Origin of the sequence: Nocardioides daeguensis, from assembly GCF_019192965.1 — a bacterium.
Lineage (GTDB): Bacteria > Actinomycetota > Actinomycetes > Propionibacteriales > Nocardioidaceae > Nocardioides > Nocardioides daeguensis.
In genome coordinates, this window is record NZ_JAHTKU010000015.1 from 114,388 (window position 1) to 130,299 (window position 15,912).

Sequence of the window (15,912 nt, forward strand, 5' to 3'; positions counted from 1 at the left end):
CGGTGGCTGGAAGCCTCCGCCGGCGGCTCGTGCTCGGCGCGGCCGGGCTGGGCGCCGCGGTGGCGCTCGCCCAGGTCGCGGTCGTGCACCTGGTCATCGACAACACCGCCGACGAGGCACTCGCCGAGCGGGTCGAGGGCTACACGGTGTGGTCGAGCATCGCCGCCGGCCTGGTCATGGTCCTGCTCGCGGCCGGTCTGGCCGCCTGGGTCGGCCGGCGGGCGCTCGAGCCGGTCGGGCGGATGGCCCGCACGGCGACCGAGTGGAGCCAGCACGACCTGGACCGGCGCTTCGCCCTGGGCCCGCCGACCGACGAGATCCGTGCGCTCGGGGCGACCCTCGACACCCTGCTCGACCGGGTCTCGCAGGTGATCCTCGGCGAGCAGCGACTCACGGCCGAGCTGGCCCACGAGCTGCGCAGCCCCCTCACCACGATCCGGGCGACGGCGGACCTGGTCGCGATGCGCCCCGACCTCGACGACCAGCTGCGCGAGGACGTCGACGACATCCTCGCCGCCTGTCACGAGATGGCCGCCACCATGACCGGGCTGCTCCACCTCGCGCGGACCGGACGGGCGCACTCCGACGAGCAGACCGACGTCTCCTCCGCCGTCGCCGCGGCCTCCAACGGCCCCGGGCACGACCGGATCACCCTGAGCGAGGGCGCCGACCTCGTCCTCGCCGCGCCCGCAGCGCTGGCCGCCCGGGCGATCGGACCGGTCCTCGACAACGCCACGCGCCTGGCCGACCACGTCGTCGTACGGGCGGTGGCCCGGGCCGGCTGGATCGAGATCGAGATCACCGACGACGGTCCCGGCGTGCCGTCCGGGATCCGCGAGGTGCTCTTCGAGCCCGGACGCTCCGGAGGCTCGGGCAGCGGGCTCGGCCTGTCGCTCGCGCGCCGGGTGGCCCGCAGCTTCGGCGGCGACGTCACGCTCGCACCCGCCGTACCGGGCGCGGGGGCCACGTTCCTGGTCCGCCTGCCCGCCGCGTGACCAGCCAGGGCTGGGGGATGCTGGGGTGGTGCCCCTGCTCGAGTCCGACCTCCCGCTCGCGGCCGCACCCATGGCGGGCGGCCCCTCCACCCCCGCGCTCGCCGCGGCGGTCACCACCGCGGGGGGCTTCGCGTTCTGGCCGGCCGGCTACCTCTCGCCCGAGGCGTTCGCCGCCGACCTGGCGCTCGCGCACGCGACGGGTGCGCCCTTCGGGGTGAACCTGTTCGTGCCGCAGCCGGGCACGATCCCGCCGGAGGCCTACCGCGCCTACGCGGCCGCGATCCGCCCCGACGCCGAGGCACTGGGCGTCGAGCTCCCCGCCGAGCCGCGCCACGACGACGACGCGTGGCGGGCGAAGGTCTCCCTCCTGGCGGCCGAGCCGGCGCCGGTGGTGTCGCTGACCTTCGGCCTGCCGGACCGCGCCGACATCGCCGCGCTGCGCGCCGCCGGCACCCGGGTCCTGGCGACGGTGACGACGCCCGAGGAGGCCCGAGCGGCCGAGGAGGCCGGCGTCGACGGCCTCGTCGTGCAGGGTCCGGCCGCCGGCGGACACAGCGGCACCTTCGACCCGCGCCGCACGATCACCGACGCCGCGACCGCGGACGTCGTCCGCACGGTGTCCGGCGTGACCCGGCTGCCGCTGGTCGCCGCGGGCGGGATCGACGGGCCGGACGCCGTCCGCGACCTGGTGGCGGCCGGCGCGGAGGCGGTCGCCGTCGGCACCCTGCTGCTGCGGGCGAGCGAGGCCGGCACGACCGCGACCCACCGTGCCGCGCTGAGGGACCCGGCGTTCCCGACCACCGTAGTCACCCACGCCTTCACGGGGAGGCCGGCGCGGGCGCTGCGCAACGCCTTCGCCGAGCGGCACCATGCGGAGGCGCCGTACGGCTATCCGGAGCTGCACCACCTGACCCGCGACCTGCGCCGGGCCGCCGCCCGCACCGGCGACCCGCACCGGCTGCACCTGTGGGCGGGCACGGGCTGGCGCCGCGCCGAGGACCGGCCGGCGGGCGAGATCGTGCGAGATCTCGCGGCAGCTCTCTAGGTCAGGCCGGGGCGAGCAGACCCTTCACGTACGCCGCCTGCCCGGCGTGCTGCGCACAGTCGTCGACCACGCTGACCAGCCGCACCCCGAGGGTGACGGGCGGGTCCCACCGGGTGTCGACCACCCGGTCGAGGTCCTCGGGGCTCAGCGCGCCGACGTAGCCGAGGGTGCGGGCGTGGGTGGCGCGGTAGTAGTCGAGCAGCAGGCCGGCAGGTGCCCGTACCGTGGCGACCTGCTCGCTCGTGTGGCCGTAGCCGATGTCGCGCTGGTCGAGCGGGAGGGCGAAGCGCTCGGCGTACCCGCCGTCGGTCCAGACCTGTCCGGTCCCCGCGACGTGGGCGACGTGGTCGTCCTGCACCCGGGTCAGGTGCCAGACCAGCCACGCGATGCTGTTGGCGTCCGGACCGGGGCGCTGGACCAGGAGGGCGTCGTCGGCGCCGTCGAGGACGGACTCGACGACACCGAGCACACGGGACAACGCGTCGGTCAGCAGGTCGGCAGGTGTCATGGGGCGACGCTACGCCGGGGATTCACCGCACCCCATGCGTTCTGGTCGCGAAACCACGGATTCCACGACCAATTCGTATGGGGTGCGGCCCTCACGAGCGGCAGGCCTGCGCCGCGTCCGCCATCCCCACGATGGGCGAACGCGGCGCAGGGGTCTGGGGGTCAGCGCACCCGCTTGGCTGCGCTCACCCGGGTCACCGCGGCGTACGCCGGCCGGGTGCCGGTCACCTGCACGGAGATCCTCTTCCCCCGATCCCGGTTCTTCAACCGGTAGACCGCCGTCGTTGTCGTAGGAGAGCGTGACGTGCTGCGGGATCGACCAGCTGGGCTACTCGACGAGCGAGGGCTCGGCGACCCGGTCGCTGCCGGTGAGGACGGGGAGCGCCTCGACGCCGTAGACCGCCGACAGCTTGCGGAAGTCGAGCTCGGAGATGTCCGCGGCCATGGTGAGGTCCGGGAACCGCTCGGCGAGCATCCGCAGCGCGGTGCGCAGCTCCATCCGGGCCAGCTCGGCGCCGACGCAGCGGTGCATGCCCCAGCCGAAGGCGAGGTGGCGGGTGGGCTCGCGGGTCGGGTCGAAGGCGTCGAGGCCCGACGCCAGGCGCGGGTCGCGGTTGGCGGCGAGCAGCGAGACGCCGACGGCGTCGCCCTCCTTGATCAGGGTGCCGCCGATCTCGACGTCCTGCTTGGCGAAGCGCAGGAACGCGAGCTGGACGACGCACAGGTGCCGCAGCAGCTCCTCGACGACCTGGTTGACCTGCTCGGCGTCCTCCGAGCGCAGCATCTCGCCCGCCTTCGGGGTGGTCGCGATCAGGTAGGCCCCCAGCGCCAGCATCGACGCGGAGGTCTCGTAGCCGCCGAGGAACACGCCGTCGGCGATCCCGCCGAGGGTGACGTCGTCGAGCTCGTCGCCGTGCTCCTTCAGTAGCGCGCCGATCAGACCGTCGCCCGGGTTCGCCCGCTGCTCACGCACCGCGTTGATGAGGAACTCGCGGGTGTGGGCGGCGGCCCCGAACGCGCCCGCGCCGCCCTCGGTGAGGTCGAAGCGTGCGACGCCGAGCTCGAGGAACCGGGCCCGGTCGTCGACCGGGAGGCCCAGCAGGTCGCAGATGACGTCGAACGGGACGGCGAAGGCGAACTCCTCCACCATGTCGACCGGCCTGCCGTCGCGGCCGGCCTCGGCCATCGCGTCCAGGCGCTGCTTCACGATCGCCTCGATGCCGGGCTGCAGCCGGGCGAGGCGGCGCATCGTGAACTCGGGGGTCAGGTAGCGGCGCAGCGCGGTGTGCAGCGGCGGGTCGGTCATGCCGAGGCCGCCGATCTGCTCCTCGTCGGAACGACCCTCCTGCGACACGAACTGGCCGAGGTCGTTGGACCACACCTCCGCGCCGCCACCGAGCACCTCGCGCGCCTCGTCGTACCCGCTCACCAGCCACACGCCCTTGCCGAACAGGTCGGCCAGCTTCTTGACCGGCTCCTCGGCCTGCACGGTCGCGAGCTCGGGCACCGGGTCGAGCCCGTCGCGGCGCAGCGGGAGGGTGAAGGCGTCGGGCAGGAAGCGCAGCTTGCGCAGGTCGATGCCGTTGCGCATCGTCCGGTTGAGCAGCCAGATGCCGATCCGCTGCTTGGCGGGGCCGAGCACGGGGTCCAGGACCGGCCGCAGCAGCGAGTCGAAGAGGGGGATGCGCATGGGTGTATTCCATCAGACGAGACGCCTCGACAAATCCGGTGTGGCCCGGATCGCGCCCTGACCCGACCCTGAGGTCCGTCCCGTTAGCCTGAGTGGGTGCCTCGGACGCTGGTGGACTGGGATGCCTGGGATGCGGTGCTCTTCGACCTCGACGGGGTGGTGACACCCACCGCCGCGGTGCACATGCACGCGTGGTCGGCGATGTTCACCTCCTTCCTGACCGCGCGGTCCGCGGCGGACGGCGTCGCGTACCCGCCGTACACGGAGCAGGACTACTTCACCTACGTCGACGGGAAGCCCCGCTACGACGGGGTCCGCTCGTTCGTCGCCTCGCGCGGGATCGCGCTGCCGGAGGGATCGCCGGACGACCCGCCGACCGCGGAGACCGTGTGCGGGCTGGGCAACCGGAAGAACGAGTCGTTCAACCAGATCCTCGCCGCGGAGGGGGTCGTGGCCTACCCGGGCTCGGTGGCGCTGATCGTGGAGCTGCACGAGGCGGGTACGCCGATGGCGGTCGTGTCGTCCTCCCGCAACGCACCCGCGGTCGTCGCCGCGGCCGGACTGAGCGAGTACTTCACCACGATCATGCACGGCGGCCTGGCCACCGAGCTGGGCCTGCCGGGCAAGCCGGCGCCCGACACCTTCACCCACGCCGCGCAGGTCCTGGGCGCGACGAACGCCCGGTGCGTCGTCCTCGAGGACGCGATCAATGGCGTCGCCGCCGGGCACGCCGGCGGCTTCGGGCTGGTGATCGGCGTCGACCGCGGCGCCGGCGCCGACGCCCTGCGCGCCGCGGGAGCCGACCTCGTCGTCCGCGACCTCGCGGACCTGGTGCCGGAGGGGGAGCAGGCATGAACGCGCCGGAGGGCCCGTCCCACAAGGCCCCGCCGGTCGGGGACCCGCTCGACCGGACCCGGTTCCCCGTCGACGAGTGGCGGCTGGTCGAGACCCGCTTCGACGGCAGCGACCTCGGCACCACCGAGTCGCTGTTCACCGTCGGCAACGGCTACCTCGGCCTGCGCGGCAACTACTCCGAGAGCCGCGACGCCCACCTCAACGGCACCTTCATCAACGGCTTCCACGAGACCTGGCCGATCTCCCACGCCGAGGAGGCCTACGGCTTCGCGCGGATCGGCCAGACCATCGTCAACGCACCGGACCCGAAGGTGATCCGGCTCTACGTCGACGACGAGCCGCTGCAGGTGTCGGTCGCCGACCTCGTGGAGTACGAGCGCGCCCTCGACTTCCGCAGCGGCGTGCTCAGCCGGGACCTGCTGTGGCGCACGCCCGGCGGGAAGCGGGTCCGGATCCGCAGCACCCGGATGGTGCCGCTCGAGCAGCGTCACCTCGCCGTCCTCACCTTCGAGGTCACCCTGCTCGACCAGCGGGCGTCGCTGGTGATCTCCTCGCAGCTGGTCAACCGGCAAGACGAGCAGCGCGAGGCCGGCCCGCTCGACCAGAGCGGCGGGGGTACGGCGGACCCGCGCCGGGCCGAGGACTTCGACCGCCGCGTGCTGGAGCCGCGGATCCACGAGGCCGACCCGGCCACCGGCCGGCTGAAGCTCGGCTACCGCGCGGCTCAGAGCGGGATGACGCTCGGTGTGGTCGCGGACCACCGGCTGGAGACGGAGGCGCCGTACTCCTTGGAGGTGCGCGCCGAGGACGACATCGCCAAGGCGATCTACCGGGTCGCGGCCGAGCCCGGCGTCCCGGTGGTGCTGACGAAGCTGGTCTCGTTCCACACCGCGGCCACGGTGCCGCCGCGCGAGCTGATCGACCGCTGCGAGCGGACCTTGGCCCGCACCCACGAGGAGGGCGTCGCCCACCAGTACGCCGCGCAGAAGGCCTGGCTCGAGGGCTTCTGGGCCCGGGCCGACGTCGAGGTCGAGGGCCACCCGGACCTCCAGCAGGCGATCCGGTGGAACCTCTTCTCGGTCCTGCAGGCGTCGGCGCGCGCCGAGGGCCAGGGCATCGCGGCCAAGGGCGTCACCGGCTCCGGCTATGGCGGCCACTACTTCTGGGACACCGAGATCTACGTGATGCCGTTCCTCACCTACACGATGCCGTGGGCGGCCCGGAACGCCCTTCGGTTCCGCTACAACCTCCTCGGCAGCGCCCGCTCGCGGGCCCGGGAGCTCTCGCAGAAGGGCGCCCTGTTCCCGTGGCGCACGATCAGCGGGCAGGAGGCGTCGGCCTACTACGCGGCCGGCACCGCGCAGTACCACATCGACGCCGACATCGCGTACGCCCTGAGCCAGTACGTCGGCGCGACCGGCGACGAGGAGTTCCTCGCACGCGAGGCGGTCGACATCTTCGTCGAGACCGCCCGGATGTGGGCCGACCTCGGGTTCTGGCGCGACGAGTCGCGGCGCACCTTCCACATCCACGGCGTCACGGGGCCCGACGAGTACACGACCGTCGTCAACGACAACCTGTACACGAACGTGCTCGCCCGCTTCAACCTGCGGCGCGCCGCCCGCGCCGTGTGGGAGCTGCAGCGCGACGCCCCGGCGGCGTACGACGACCTCGTCCGCCGCACCGGCCTGAGCCCGCGCGAGCCCGACGAGTGGGCCGAGTGCGCCGACGGGATGTCCATCCCGTTCGACTCGTTCCTGGGCATCCACCCGCAGGACGCGCACTTCCTCGAGCGCGAGATGTGGGACCTGGAGAACACGCCGCTCGACAAGCGGCCGCTGCTGCTGCACTACCACCCGTTGGTGATCTACCGGTTCCAGGTGCTCAAGCAGGCCGACGTCGTGCTCGCGCTCTACCTGCAGAACGAGGAGTTCACCGCCGAGCAGAAGCGCGCCGACTTCGAGTACTACGACCCGATCACCACCGGCGACTCCACGCTGTCCGCGGTCGTCCAGTCGATCGTCGCCGCCGAGGTCGGCTACCACGAGCTCGCGCTGCGCTACTTCCACTCCGCACTGTTCGTCGACCTCGCCGACCGCCACCACAACACCGCCGACGGCGTCCACGTCGCCTCCACCGGCGGCGTGTGGAGCGCGCTCGTCGGCGGCTTCGGCGGCTTCCGCGACCGCGGCTCCGGGGCCGGCGACCAGCAGTGGCTGCTCGACCCCCGGCTGCCGGCGGACTGGTCCTCGCTCACCTACCGACTGACCCTGAACGGCACCCGGGTCCGGGTCACCGTCCGCCCGGACGAGCTGGAGCTGGCCATCGAGGACGGGGCCGGGCCGGTCACGTTCGCGGTGCGGGACTCGCTGGTGAAGGTCGGCCGCGGGGAGCCCGTGGTCGTGCCGCTCGAGCACCAGGGTCCGCGCCTGGACGGCGACCCGCCGTACCCGGCCGGGATCCAGCGCGCCGACGGGACGGTGATCTCGGCGATCGTGCCGAGCGGGGACTGAGGGGGTGCATGGATCCCCGGATGTCCGGGGATCCATGCGCTTGTCAGGGGTTGCAACACCTGACAAGCGCATGAAATCCCTGATGTCCGGGGATTCATGCAGCCGGCGGTTGCCACCCGATCCGGTTGGCGAGGCCAACGGCCGTGAGCTGCGAGGACACCTCGAGCTTGGCCAGGATCCGCTTGACCTGGGTGCGCACGGTGCTCTCGGACACCACGAAGGCGTGCGCCACGTCGCGCACCGACTCGCCGCGCATCAGGTGCCCGAGGACCACGGCCTCCCGTCGGGTGAGGGTCTCGAACCGGGCGCGGATCTCCCGCTGCTCCCGGCCCTTCTCGAGCGCCAGGGCGACCAGCTCACCACGCTCGGCCGGGTCCAGCACCGCCTCCCCGCGGGAGAGCGCGGTGATCGTGTCGAGGACCGTGTGAAGGGTCCCGGTCTTCGACAGCACCCGCCGCGCCCCGACCGCGAGGCACTCGCCCCACCGCACCCGGTCCGTCGTCGCCGTGAGTACGACGACCTGGATCCCGGCCCGGTGGAGCGGTGCGATCAGCAGCCGGCCGTCGCCGAGCGGCCCGAGGTCGAGGTCGAGCAGGACGACGTGGGGGCGCACCTGCCGGATCCGGCCCAGCAGCGCGGCGGCGGTGGTGAACTCGTCGGGGGTCAGCGCGAGCACCGCGTGCCCCTCCCGCGACAGCGCGAAGTCGAGGGACTGCGCGAACAGCGCGTGGTCCTCGACGAGCACGATCCGCAGCCGGGTGCGCACGACCCTCAGCCCCGATCGGGTACGGCGCCGGCCCGCGGCAGCTCGACGGTGAACGTCGCGCCCTCGCCGAGCGCCGAGGCGACCCGGACCGCGCCACCGTGGAGCGCCACGACCCTGCGCACGATCGCCAGGCCGAGTCCGGCGCCGGGACGGCGTCGTACGGCGTGCCGGGGGGAGCGGAAGAACTCGTCGAACACCCGTTCGCGCTCGCAGGCGGCGATCCCGATCCCGCGGTCGCTGACCACCAGCGCGACGCAGCCCTGCCCGGCCTTCACCCGGACCAGGACCCGGCCGCCGGGCTCGGAGTACTTGACCGCGTTGGACACCAGGTTGGCGACCATGCGGCCGAGGTCCTCCGGGTCACCGAGCAGGGTGGCGCCGTCCTGCGCGTCCAGCTCGACCTCCACCGCACGGCTGCGGGCCTCGGCGCGGTGCAGGCCGACCGCCTCGCTGGCGAGCTCCCCGAGGTCGGTGGTGACCGCGCGCAGGAGGGCGTCGGAGCGGCCGAGCTTGGTGAGCGCCGCCATGTCGTCGACCACCGAGCGCAGCCGCTCGGCACCGCCGTGGACCACGCCGAGCGCGGTCGCCACGTCGTCGGCGAGCGCCGGACCGCGTTGCAGGGACTCGACGGTGTGGGCGATCGCGGCCGCCGTACCGCGCAGCTCGTGGGACAGCACGTCGATGATGGAGCGGCGGTACTCGGCGACCGCGTGCTCGCGCTCCACCAGCAGCGCGAGGTCGTCCCGCTCGAGGGTGGTGACCAGGGCCCGCTCGGCGAGGCGGACGTACATCTGCAGCGTGGCGCGCTGCACCTGGTCCGGACGGCGGCCGCTCGTGGGCAGGTCGACCGAGAGCAGGCCGCGCAGGCGTCCGTCGTCGTCGTGGAGCAGGCCGCAGAGCAGGTCCTGCGGATGCCAGGCGTCCTCGACCTCGAGAGGAGGTACGTCGGACACCCAGGCGTGCTGGTCGAGGTGACCGCTCGCGCGGTCGGCCGGGAGGAAGCGCAGCGCCCCCCAGACCTCCGCCGGCGCGAGCTCGCGCTCGACGAGCTCGACCGGCGCGCGCCAGTCGAGCAGCTGGGCGGCGGCGCCGTCGTCTCCGACCACGGCCACCGTGTGCAGGGCGCCGTCCTCGACCAGGCTGACGGCAGCGACGCCGAAGCCCGCGAACTCGATCACGCCCTCGGCGAGGAGCTGCAGGGTACGGGCCAGCGTCCGGTCGACCTCCACACGGGGAACGGTGCCCGCAACCGGCCGGACTCATTCGTCGGCCGGGCCGGACTCCTGGTCAGGCGCTGAACAGGGTGGGCGCGATCCAGTCCGCGGTCCACGAGATCGGCGCCCGGCCCGGCCCGACCTCGCCGAGCTCGCGGACCGCGAGCTCCAGCAGGAGGAGCAGCGCGATGCACCGGCTCTCGGCGACGACCCGGCCGTGCCAGCGGGCGAGCAGCCGGGGCGCCTCGTCGACGAGCGCCGAGCCCGCGCCCCACCAGCGCCGCCCACCCCTGAGCTCGTCGAGCCGGAAGTACAGGGTGTCGAAGCCGATCGGGCGGTTGAGGCCGTAGCGGTCCCACTCGCGCACCAGCACCGTGCCGTGGGGGCCAGCGGCCACCGTCGCCCGCGACCAGCTGCCGTGCCAGGCGCCGCGTGGCAGGGCGTCGAGGTCGTGGCACGTCGCGAGCCGGTCGAGCGACGCGAGGAGCTGGTCGCCGAACGCCGACGGTTCGAGGGCGTGCAGCCGCGAGCGCAGCGACCCTGCATAGGAGTGGTCGAGGTCCGCGATCGTCGCGAGCTCCGCGACCACCCGCTCGGCGTCCTGGCGGGCCGGGCGGGTCGGCACCCGGCCGGGGTACGGCGCCACGCACCACTCGTGCACGAGGAGCGGGCGCCCGTGCCAGGCGGTCAGCGCGAGCACGCGGGGCGCCACGAGGCGGCTCGTGTGGTGGTGCGCCTCGAGGGTCGCGAGCGCGGTGGCGCCGTCGAGCAGTCCGGGCGCGGCGGACTCGTCCCCGGCCCAGCGCACGACGGCGACGCGGCGCGCCTGCTCGTCGTACGCGTGGAGGAGGGCCTCGCCGGGCAGGCCCGGCTGCGCCATCAGGCGGACCGGGCGCTCGAGCGCGGCGCCGACGAGGTCGGCCAGGTCCACGAGGTCGTGCGGGCTCAGCTGGTTCATCGATGGGTTCCCTCCCCTGGTCCGGCGCGTCCCCCCGACGCGCCGGACCACCAGCGTCGGGTACGTCGGGCGGCGAGGGGAGAGGATGCGGCGCGACGTCCCCAGAATTTGGTAGCACTTGCCCCCACCGTCTCGACTGGCAAGATGGTGGTCTCACTTGTTGGACGCGCCTGCTTGACTGGGGCGGTGACCTCGACCGCCGCCCCGCAGCAGACGGGGACGCGGACGGTCTCGGCCGCGCGCCGCTGGGCGATGCTGGCGGCCGGCACCGGAGCGCAGGCGGCAACCGCCGCGATGGTGACCGCGCCCAGCTTCCTCATCCCGCAGCTGCACCGCCCGGTGGCGTCCGGCGGCTACGGCATGAGCCTCGCCGAGGCCGGTCTGGTCGCGTCGGCGTCCATGACGGGGATGATGCTCACCCTGGTGCTCTGGGGTCTGGTCGTCGACCGCCGCGGCGAGCGGTTCGCGCTGCTGTCCGGGCTGCTGGTGACCGCGGCCGGGGGCGCCGCGGCGGCAGCGCTGGCCGCGCCGTGGCCGATGGCCGCCGCCCTGTGCTTCGCGGGCGTCGGTGCGGCCGCGACGAACTCCGCCTCGGGTCGCGTCGTCGTCGGCTGGTTCCCACCGGAGCGCCGCGGCATCGCGATGGGGATCCGGCAGACCGGGCAGCCGCTCGGGGTCGGGATCGCAGCCGGGACGGTCGCGGTCATCGCCCACCACCACGGCATCGGCCCCGCCCTGTGGGTGCCGACCGCGGCCGCGGTCCTCGTCGCGGCGTTCGTCGCGGTCGTCGTCCTCGACCCGCCCCGGCCCCCCGTCAGCGCGGCCGCCGCAGCCGTCAATCCCTACCGCGCAGACCGGTACCTCGCCCGCATCCACGCCGCCTCGGTGCTCCTGGTCGTCCCCCAGTTCCTGGTGTGGACCTTCGGCCTGACCTGGCTGGTCGACGACCTCGGCTGGTCGCCGGGCCTCGCCGGCCTGGTCGTCGCCGGCACCCAGGTCGCCGGCGCCGCCGCCCGGATCGGCGCGGGTTGGGCCTCCGACTTGGTCGGCAGCCGGATGCGCCCGATGCGCGCCGTCGCGTTCCTCGCCGCCGCCACCATGGCCCTGCTCGGCCTCGCGGCCACCGCCACCGACGGGTCGGCCGTGGTGACCGGCCTCGCCGTGGCGCTGCTCGTGGTCGCGTCCGCGGTCACCGTCGCCGACAACGGGCTCGCCTTCACCGCGGTCGCCGAGCGCGCCGGCCCGTTCTGGTCCGGGCGCGCCCTGGGCCTGCAGAACACCGCCCAGCACCTCGCGGCCGTCGCCGTCCCGCCCGTGGCCGGACTGACCATCACCGCGGCGGGGTACGGCGCGACGTACGCACTCGCGGCGGCACTCCCGCTGCTGGCGGTGGCCGTCGTCCCGGTCGCGGGCGAGCGGCGGATCGGCGCCTGACGTCCGGCGCTCCCGGTCGAGGTCCGCCCTCCCGGAAATGCGCGGAACGCCGACCCGGCCGACATCAACCCCACTAGTCTGGCGCCGACCTCGCCACCGGCCGGCAGATCCCGGACCACCGAGCGAGGTCCGCACTGCTCCCTGCCGTCCGGAACCACCTCCCGCGCGGTGAGCCCGTGCCGAACCGCCGCCCAGTAGGACGACAGCACACGGACCGAGGAGAGCGACATGGGGAGCATGGGGGCACGCCCGGCAGGGCAAGGGCACACCGGCATCCGGCGGATCCGACGCAGCCGGATCGCCGTCGTCACCGTCGCCGCAGCACTCGCCGCGGGCCTGCAGGCGGCACCGGCGACGCCCGTCGCCAGCGCGAGCGTCGAGACCGCGTCGGTCGCGACCAGCGCGAGGGCGACCCCCGTGCTGCGGCGCCCCTCCCACGACGGTTCGTCCGTGACGTTCCGCGGTCGGGCCAGGCCCCGGACCGCCGTCCGCCTGCAGGTCCGCGGCGGCGGGCGGTGGACCGAGGTCGCCGTGCGCCGCTCCTCCCCGTCCGGGCGGTTCTCGATGACCCTGCCCGCACCCCGCCGCCCGCGCGTGTTCCGTGCGGTCGCGGCGGGCCGCGCCAGTCAGTCGCGCCGCGTCGACCTCGCCCCCGCGGCGCCGTCCGCGCCGGTCGACGCGTGCGGCCCCCGCGTGCAACGCGCCGACGGCTCGTCGTACAGCTGCACCTTCCACGACGAGTTCGACGGCACCACGCTGGACCGGACCCGCTGGATCGCCCAGGACACCGCGCTGACCGGGGTGTTCACCGGGCAGGGCGGATGCTACGTGGACAACGACCGGGCCATCCGGGTCGACGACGGGACGCTGCACCTGACCGCCACCATCCGCGACCGGATGTTCCTGTGCCGCAGCCCCTACGCACCGTTCCCGACCCGCTCCGAGGTCGCGACCGTCGCCACCACCCATCGGTTCGCGCAGACCTACGGGCGGTTCTCCGCGCGGATGCGCTTCTCGGCCGCCACCGGCGGCCACGCGGCGTTCTGGCTCTCTCCCCAGGACCACGCCTACGGCAAGTGGCCGCTCTCGGGGGAGGTCGACGTCGCCGAGTGGTTCGGCAACGACGCGACCCGCGTGTACCCCTCCGTCCACTACCTCGGCGAGGACAAGTCGCAGAGCACGGGACGCGAGTGCCCGGTGCCCGGAGCGACGACCGGGTTCCACACCTACACCGTCGAGTGGACGCCGACGGAGATGAGGTTCCTCTACGACGACCGGTTCTGCTGGTCGCACAGCTGGACGCCGAGGAACGTCCGTGCGCCCGCACCCTTCGACCAGCCGTTCACCGTCGTCCTCGCGCAGATCTGGGGATCCGGCTGGGCCGCCCGTCGGACGACGTCGCCGACGACCACGACCCTCGACGTCGACTGGGTCCGCGCCTGGGAGTAGCTCTCCCGCCCTCAGCCGAACGCGTAGTCGACGACCACCGGCGCGTGGTCGCTCAGGCGCACGCCCGCGTGCTCGCGATCCACGACCGCGGACACGGCGGCGCGGGCCAGGGCGGGCGTGGCGAGGTGGTAGTCGATGCGCCAGCCGGCGTCCTTGGCGTAGGCCTTGCCGAGCCAGCTCCACCAGGAGTACGGGCCCTCGACGTCCGGGTGCAGCCGACGGACCACGTCGACCAGGGTGCGCGGCGAGAGCTGCGCGTCGAGCCAGGCCCGCTCCTCGGGCAGGAAGCCCTCGACCTGGTTGCTGCGCCGCCAGTTCGCGACGTCGGCCCTCGTGTGCGCGATGTTGAGGTCGCCGGTCAGCAGGAACTCCCGACCGGCCGCGGCAGCCGCCTTCCGGGAGGCCGCGAGGTGCCGGGCGAAGCCGGCCATGAACGCCATCTTGCGCTCGTACTTCGCCCCGCCGTCGGGCGCCTCCCGCATCCGCTTCGGGTCCTGCAGGTGCGCCGGCAGGCCCCCCTTCGGGAGGTAGAGGCTCGCCACCGTCAGCGGTACGTCGGCCAGGTCGACCTCCACGTAGCGGCCCTCGGCCGCATGGCTGCGCAACGCCCGCGGCAGCGGACGGTCCGGGTCGGGCACCGACCAGGTACGCACCGCGGCGGCGGGCTCGCGGGTCAGCACGGCGACCCCGTTGCGGCCGGCGAGCTCGCCGGCGTCGTAGGCCACCTCGTAGTCGCCGAACGCCTTCTCCGGAAGCGCGTCGACCGGGCAGCGCACCTCCTGGAGGGTGATCACGTCGCACCCGCGCATCGCCAGCCAGTCGCCGAAGCCGCGACGGTGGGCAGCGCGGATGCCGTTGATGTTGGCGGTGGCGACTCTCAGCACGGGCGGGACGTTAGCGAGCCCGCCAGCGCGTCAGGAGGTCGGCCTCCCGCTCGGTCGTGATCCCCGTGATCCGCGCCGCAGGATCGGCGTCCAGCCAGGCCCGGGTGTCGCGCGTCGTGGCATCGGCGGCACGCGGCTCGAGGCCCGCCGCCAGAGCGGGTGCGGCGTCGTGGGCGAGCATGCCGTCGTACGCCGGTCGGGGCAGCCACAGCGGGATGCTGTCCGGTCCCGACCACGGCTCGACGCCCTCGCCGGCAAGGAAGTCGTGGTCGACCCAGACCAGGTCGGCGTCGGGCAGGCAGGCCGCCAGCAGGTCCCCGAGGGGCCGAGCGGAGCCGACGGCGTCGTAGGTGCCGCCGATGCCCTCCTCGGCGAGGGTGACGATCCAGGCCGCGAGGTCGCGCACGTCGATCATCTGCCCGAGGTCCGCGGGGTCGCCGGGCGCGAGGACCTCACCGGTGGCGGCCGAACGGCGGGCCCAGTAGGCGAACCGGCCGCTCGGGTCGCCGGGGCCCACGATCAGGCCGGGCCGGACGACGGCGGCGCCGGGCACGGCGTCGAGGACGAGCCGCTCGCAGGCGAGCTTCATCCCGCCGTAGTTCTCCACGCTGGCCATCGGGTCGAGGTCCTCGCCGATCGCCTCCTTGAGCCGGCCCGCGCCGGGGCCGGCCGGGTCGGCGTCGTCGGCGTACACCGAGATGGTGGAGACGAACACCCAGTGCGCCCCCGGTACGGCGGCCAGGGCGCGCCGCACGTGGGAGGGCGTCCGCGACACGTCGACCACGGCGTCGTACGGGTCCCCGTCGATGAGCCGGTCCGGCGCCTCCTGCTCCCGGTCCCACCGCACCGTCGTCACGCCGGGGGGCACGGTGCCGGACCGGCCCCGGTTGGCGCACACCACGTCGTGGCCGCGGCGCGCCGCCTCGGCCGCGACCGCGCGGGAAAGGAACTGGGTACCGCCGAGAACCAGGAGCCTCATCCCGACAGCATGCCCTGCCGGTGGCTGGGGTCGGGTGGACCTCAGAGGAACTGCGTCGGGTCGAACTCGTCGATCGGGATGATCCGGACCCGCGGCAGCCGCTCGTTGAACGCGTTGACGTCGTACTCGAGGTCGAAGAACTCCAGCCCGCGCGGCGTCAGCTGCGAGAACGCGCTGTTGCGGAACTCCGTGAACCCGACCAGCCCGACCCGACGCCCGTCGAGGACCTGGTCGACCTGCTCGACGAAGTCGCCGTCGTTGCTGACGAGGACGACGTCGGCCTCGCGGTTCTTCAGCTCCTCCAGCGTGCGCTGGATGGCGATGTCGACGACCTTCTGGTTGGCGCCGCCGGAGAGCGGGATCGGGCGGTACCCGATGGCCAGCAGGGCCTGCACGAAGGACATCGGCAGCTCGCTGTTGGCCGCCAGGAAGAACAGCCCGTTGGTCGGCTGCCCCCACTGCCGCTCCACGAACTGCAGCAGCCGCTCCCACCGCGGACGTTCCTCGGGCCGGGGGCGCCGGCCCAGGATCGACGTGCCGAGGGTCGCGTCGATGTTCTCCCCGTCCACCAGGACGTGGGTGGTCCGTGCGGTCTCCATGGGAGGAGGCTAGCCGTCCCGCCG

Annotated in this window: 14 protein-coding genes; 6 read left to right on the forward strand and 8 right to left on the reverse strand. The window is 74.1% G+C overall.

Annotation, left to right across the window (positions count from 1 at the left end):
- Window positions 1-2: 2 nt before the first annotated feature.
- Both KU893_RS12810 and KU893_RS12815 read left to right on the forward strand, forming a co-directional pair.
- Window positions 3-995, forward strand: a complete 993-nt coding sequence (locus KU893_RS12810) for a sensor histidine kinase (protein WP_218234756.1) — start codon at window positions 3-5, stop codon at window positions 993-995.
- 25 nt (window positions 996-1,020) lie between these two features.
- Window positions 1,021-2,040 carry an NAD(P)H-dependent flavin oxidoreductase gene (locus tag KU893_RS12815; protein WP_257441411.1) on the forward strand — a complete coding sequence of 340 codons (1,020 nt, stop codon included), beginning with the start codon at window positions 1,021-1,023 and terminating at the stop codon, window positions 2,038-2,040.
- Window position 2,041: 1 nt separating this feature from the next.
- On the opposite strand, the gene KU893_RS12820 is transcribed toward KU893_RS12815, so the two are convergent.
- Together KU893_RS12820 and KU893_RS12825 are read right to left on the reverse strand one after the other, a co-directional pair.
- A complete protein-coding gene (locus tag KU893_RS12820; RefSeq protein WP_218234757.1) occupies window positions 2,042-2,548 on the reverse strand; it encodes a mycothiol transferase in 507 nt (168 codons plus the stop codon).
- 327 nt (window positions 2,549-2,875) lie between these two features.
- A complete protein-coding gene (locus KU893_RS12825) occupies window positions 2,876-4,237 on the reverse strand; it encodes a cytochrome P450 (RefSeq protein WP_218234758.1) in 1,362 nt (453 codons plus the stop codon).
- 96 nt (window positions 4,238-4,333) lie between these two features.
- On the opposite strand from KU893_RS12825, the gene KU893_RS12830 reads away from it, so the two are divergent.
- Together KU893_RS12830 and KU893_RS12835 are read left to right on the forward strand one after the other, a co-directional pair.
- Window positions 4,334-5,092, forward strand: a complete 759-nt coding sequence (locus KU893_RS12830; protein ID WP_257441412.1) for an HAD family hydrolase — start codon at window positions 4,334-4,336, stop codon at window positions 5,090-5,092.
- Window positions 5,089-7,605, forward strand: a complete 2,517-nt coding sequence (locus KU893_RS12835) for a glycoside hydrolase family 65 protein (protein WP_218234759.1) — start codon at window positions 5,089-5,091, stop codon at window positions 7,603-7,605. The genes KU893_RS12830 and KU893_RS12835 overlap by 4 nt, the downstream gene beginning before the upstream one ends.
- A gap of 94 nt (window positions 7,606-7,699) precedes the next feature.
- Here the strand turns inward: KU893_RS12835 and KU893_RS12840 are convergent, their stop codons facing one another.
- Genes KU893_RS12840 through KU893_RS12850 form a run of 3 tightly spaced genes read right to left on the reverse strand, consistent with a single transcriptional unit; the run spans window position 7,700 to window position 10,543 of the window.
- Complete coding sequence (locus tag KU893_RS12840) at window positions 7,700-8,371, reverse strand: response regulator (RefSeq protein WP_257441413.1); 672 nt, start codon at window positions 8,369-8,371, stop codon at window positions 7,700-7,702.
- Window positions 8,372-8,376: 5 nt separating this feature from the next.
- Window positions 8,377-9,600, reverse strand: coding sequence for a sensor histidine kinase (locus tag KU893_RS23625; RefSeq protein ID WP_218234760.1), 1,224 nt, complete (start codon window positions 9,598-9,600; stop codon window positions 8,377-8,379).
- 58 nt (window positions 9,601-9,658) lie between these two features.
- Complete coding sequence (locus tag KU893_RS12850) at window positions 9,659-10,543, reverse strand: hypothetical protein (protein WP_218234761.1); 885 nt, start codon at window positions 10,541-10,543, stop codon at window positions 9,659-9,661.
- A gap of 186 nt (window positions 10,544-10,729) precedes the next feature.
- Between KU893_RS12850 and KU893_RS12855 the strand changes: the two genes are divergently transcribed.
- Together KU893_RS12855 and KU893_RS12860 are read left to right on the forward strand one after the other, a co-directional pair.
- Window positions 10,730-11,977, forward strand: coding sequence for an MFS transporter (locus KU893_RS12855; RefSeq protein ID WP_257441414.1), 1,248 nt, complete (start codon window positions 10,730-10,732; stop codon window positions 11,975-11,977).
- 228 nt (window positions 11,978-12,205) lie between these two features.
- Window positions 12,206-13,426, forward strand: a complete 1,221-nt coding sequence (locus KU893_RS12860; RefSeq protein WP_218234763.1) for a glycoside hydrolase family 16 protein — start codon at window positions 12,206-12,208, stop codon at window positions 13,424-13,426.
- Window positions 13,427-13,437: 11 nt separating this feature from the next.
- Here KU893_RS12860 and KU893_RS12865 read toward each other — a convergent pair whose 3' ends face one another.
- Genes KU893_RS12865 through KU893_RS12875 form a run of 3 tightly spaced genes read right to left on the reverse strand, consistent with a single transcriptional unit; the run spans window position 13,438 to window position 15,888 of the window.
- The gene (locus tag KU893_RS12865) at window positions 13,438-14,307 is read right to left on the reverse strand and encodes an exodeoxyribonuclease III (protein ID WP_218234824.1); all 870 of its coding nucleotides are present in this window, start codon (window positions 14,305-14,307) and stop codon (window positions 13,438-13,440) included.
- A 13-nt stretch (window positions 14,308-14,320) separates the two neighbouring features.
- The gene (locus KU893_RS12870) at window positions 14,321-15,289 is read right to left on the reverse strand and encodes an NAD-dependent epimerase/dehydratase family protein (RefSeq protein ID WP_218234764.1); all 969 of its coding nucleotides are present in this window, start codon (window positions 15,287-15,289) and stop codon (window positions 14,321-14,323) included.
- Between the two features lie 41 nt (window positions 15,290-15,330).
- A complete protein-coding gene (locus tag KU893_RS12875) occupies window positions 15,331-15,888 on the reverse strand; it encodes an NYN domain-containing protein (protein WP_218234765.1) in 558 nt (185 codons plus the stop codon).
- Window positions 15,889-15,912: the final 24 nt, after the last annotated feature.

Excerpts from the sequence above, each read along its gene's own strand:
- KU893_RS12820 (WP_218234757.1), bottom strand. The coding sequence starts at position 2,548 with ATGACACCTGCCGACCTGCTGACCGACGCGTTGTCCCGTGTGCTCGGT.
- KU893_RS12825 (WP_218234758.1), bottom strand. The coding sequence starts at position 4,237 with ATGCGCATCCCCCTCTTCGACTCGCTGCTGCGGCCGGTCCTGGACCCC.
- KU893_RS12835 (WP_218234759.1), top strand. The coding sequence starts at position 5,089 with ATGAACGCGCCGGAGGGCCCGTCCCACAAGGCCCCGCCGGTCGGGGAC.
- KU893_RS12850 (WP_218234761.1), bottom strand. The coding sequence starts at position 10,543 with ATGAACCAGCTGAGCCCGCACGACCTCGTGGACCTGGCCGACCTCGTC.
- KU893_RS12860 (WP_218234763.1), top strand. The coding sequence starts at position 12,206 with ATGGGGAGCATGGGGGCACGCCCGGCAGGGCAAGGGCACACCGGCATC.
- KU893_RS12870 (WP_218234764.1), bottom strand. The coding sequence starts at position 15,289 with ATGAGGCTCCTGGTTCTCGGCGGTACCCAGTTCCTTTCCCGCGCGGTC.
- KU893_RS12875 (WP_218234765.1), bottom strand. The coding sequence starts at position 15,888 with ATGGAGACCGCACGGACCACCCACGTCCTGGTGGACGGGGAGAACATC.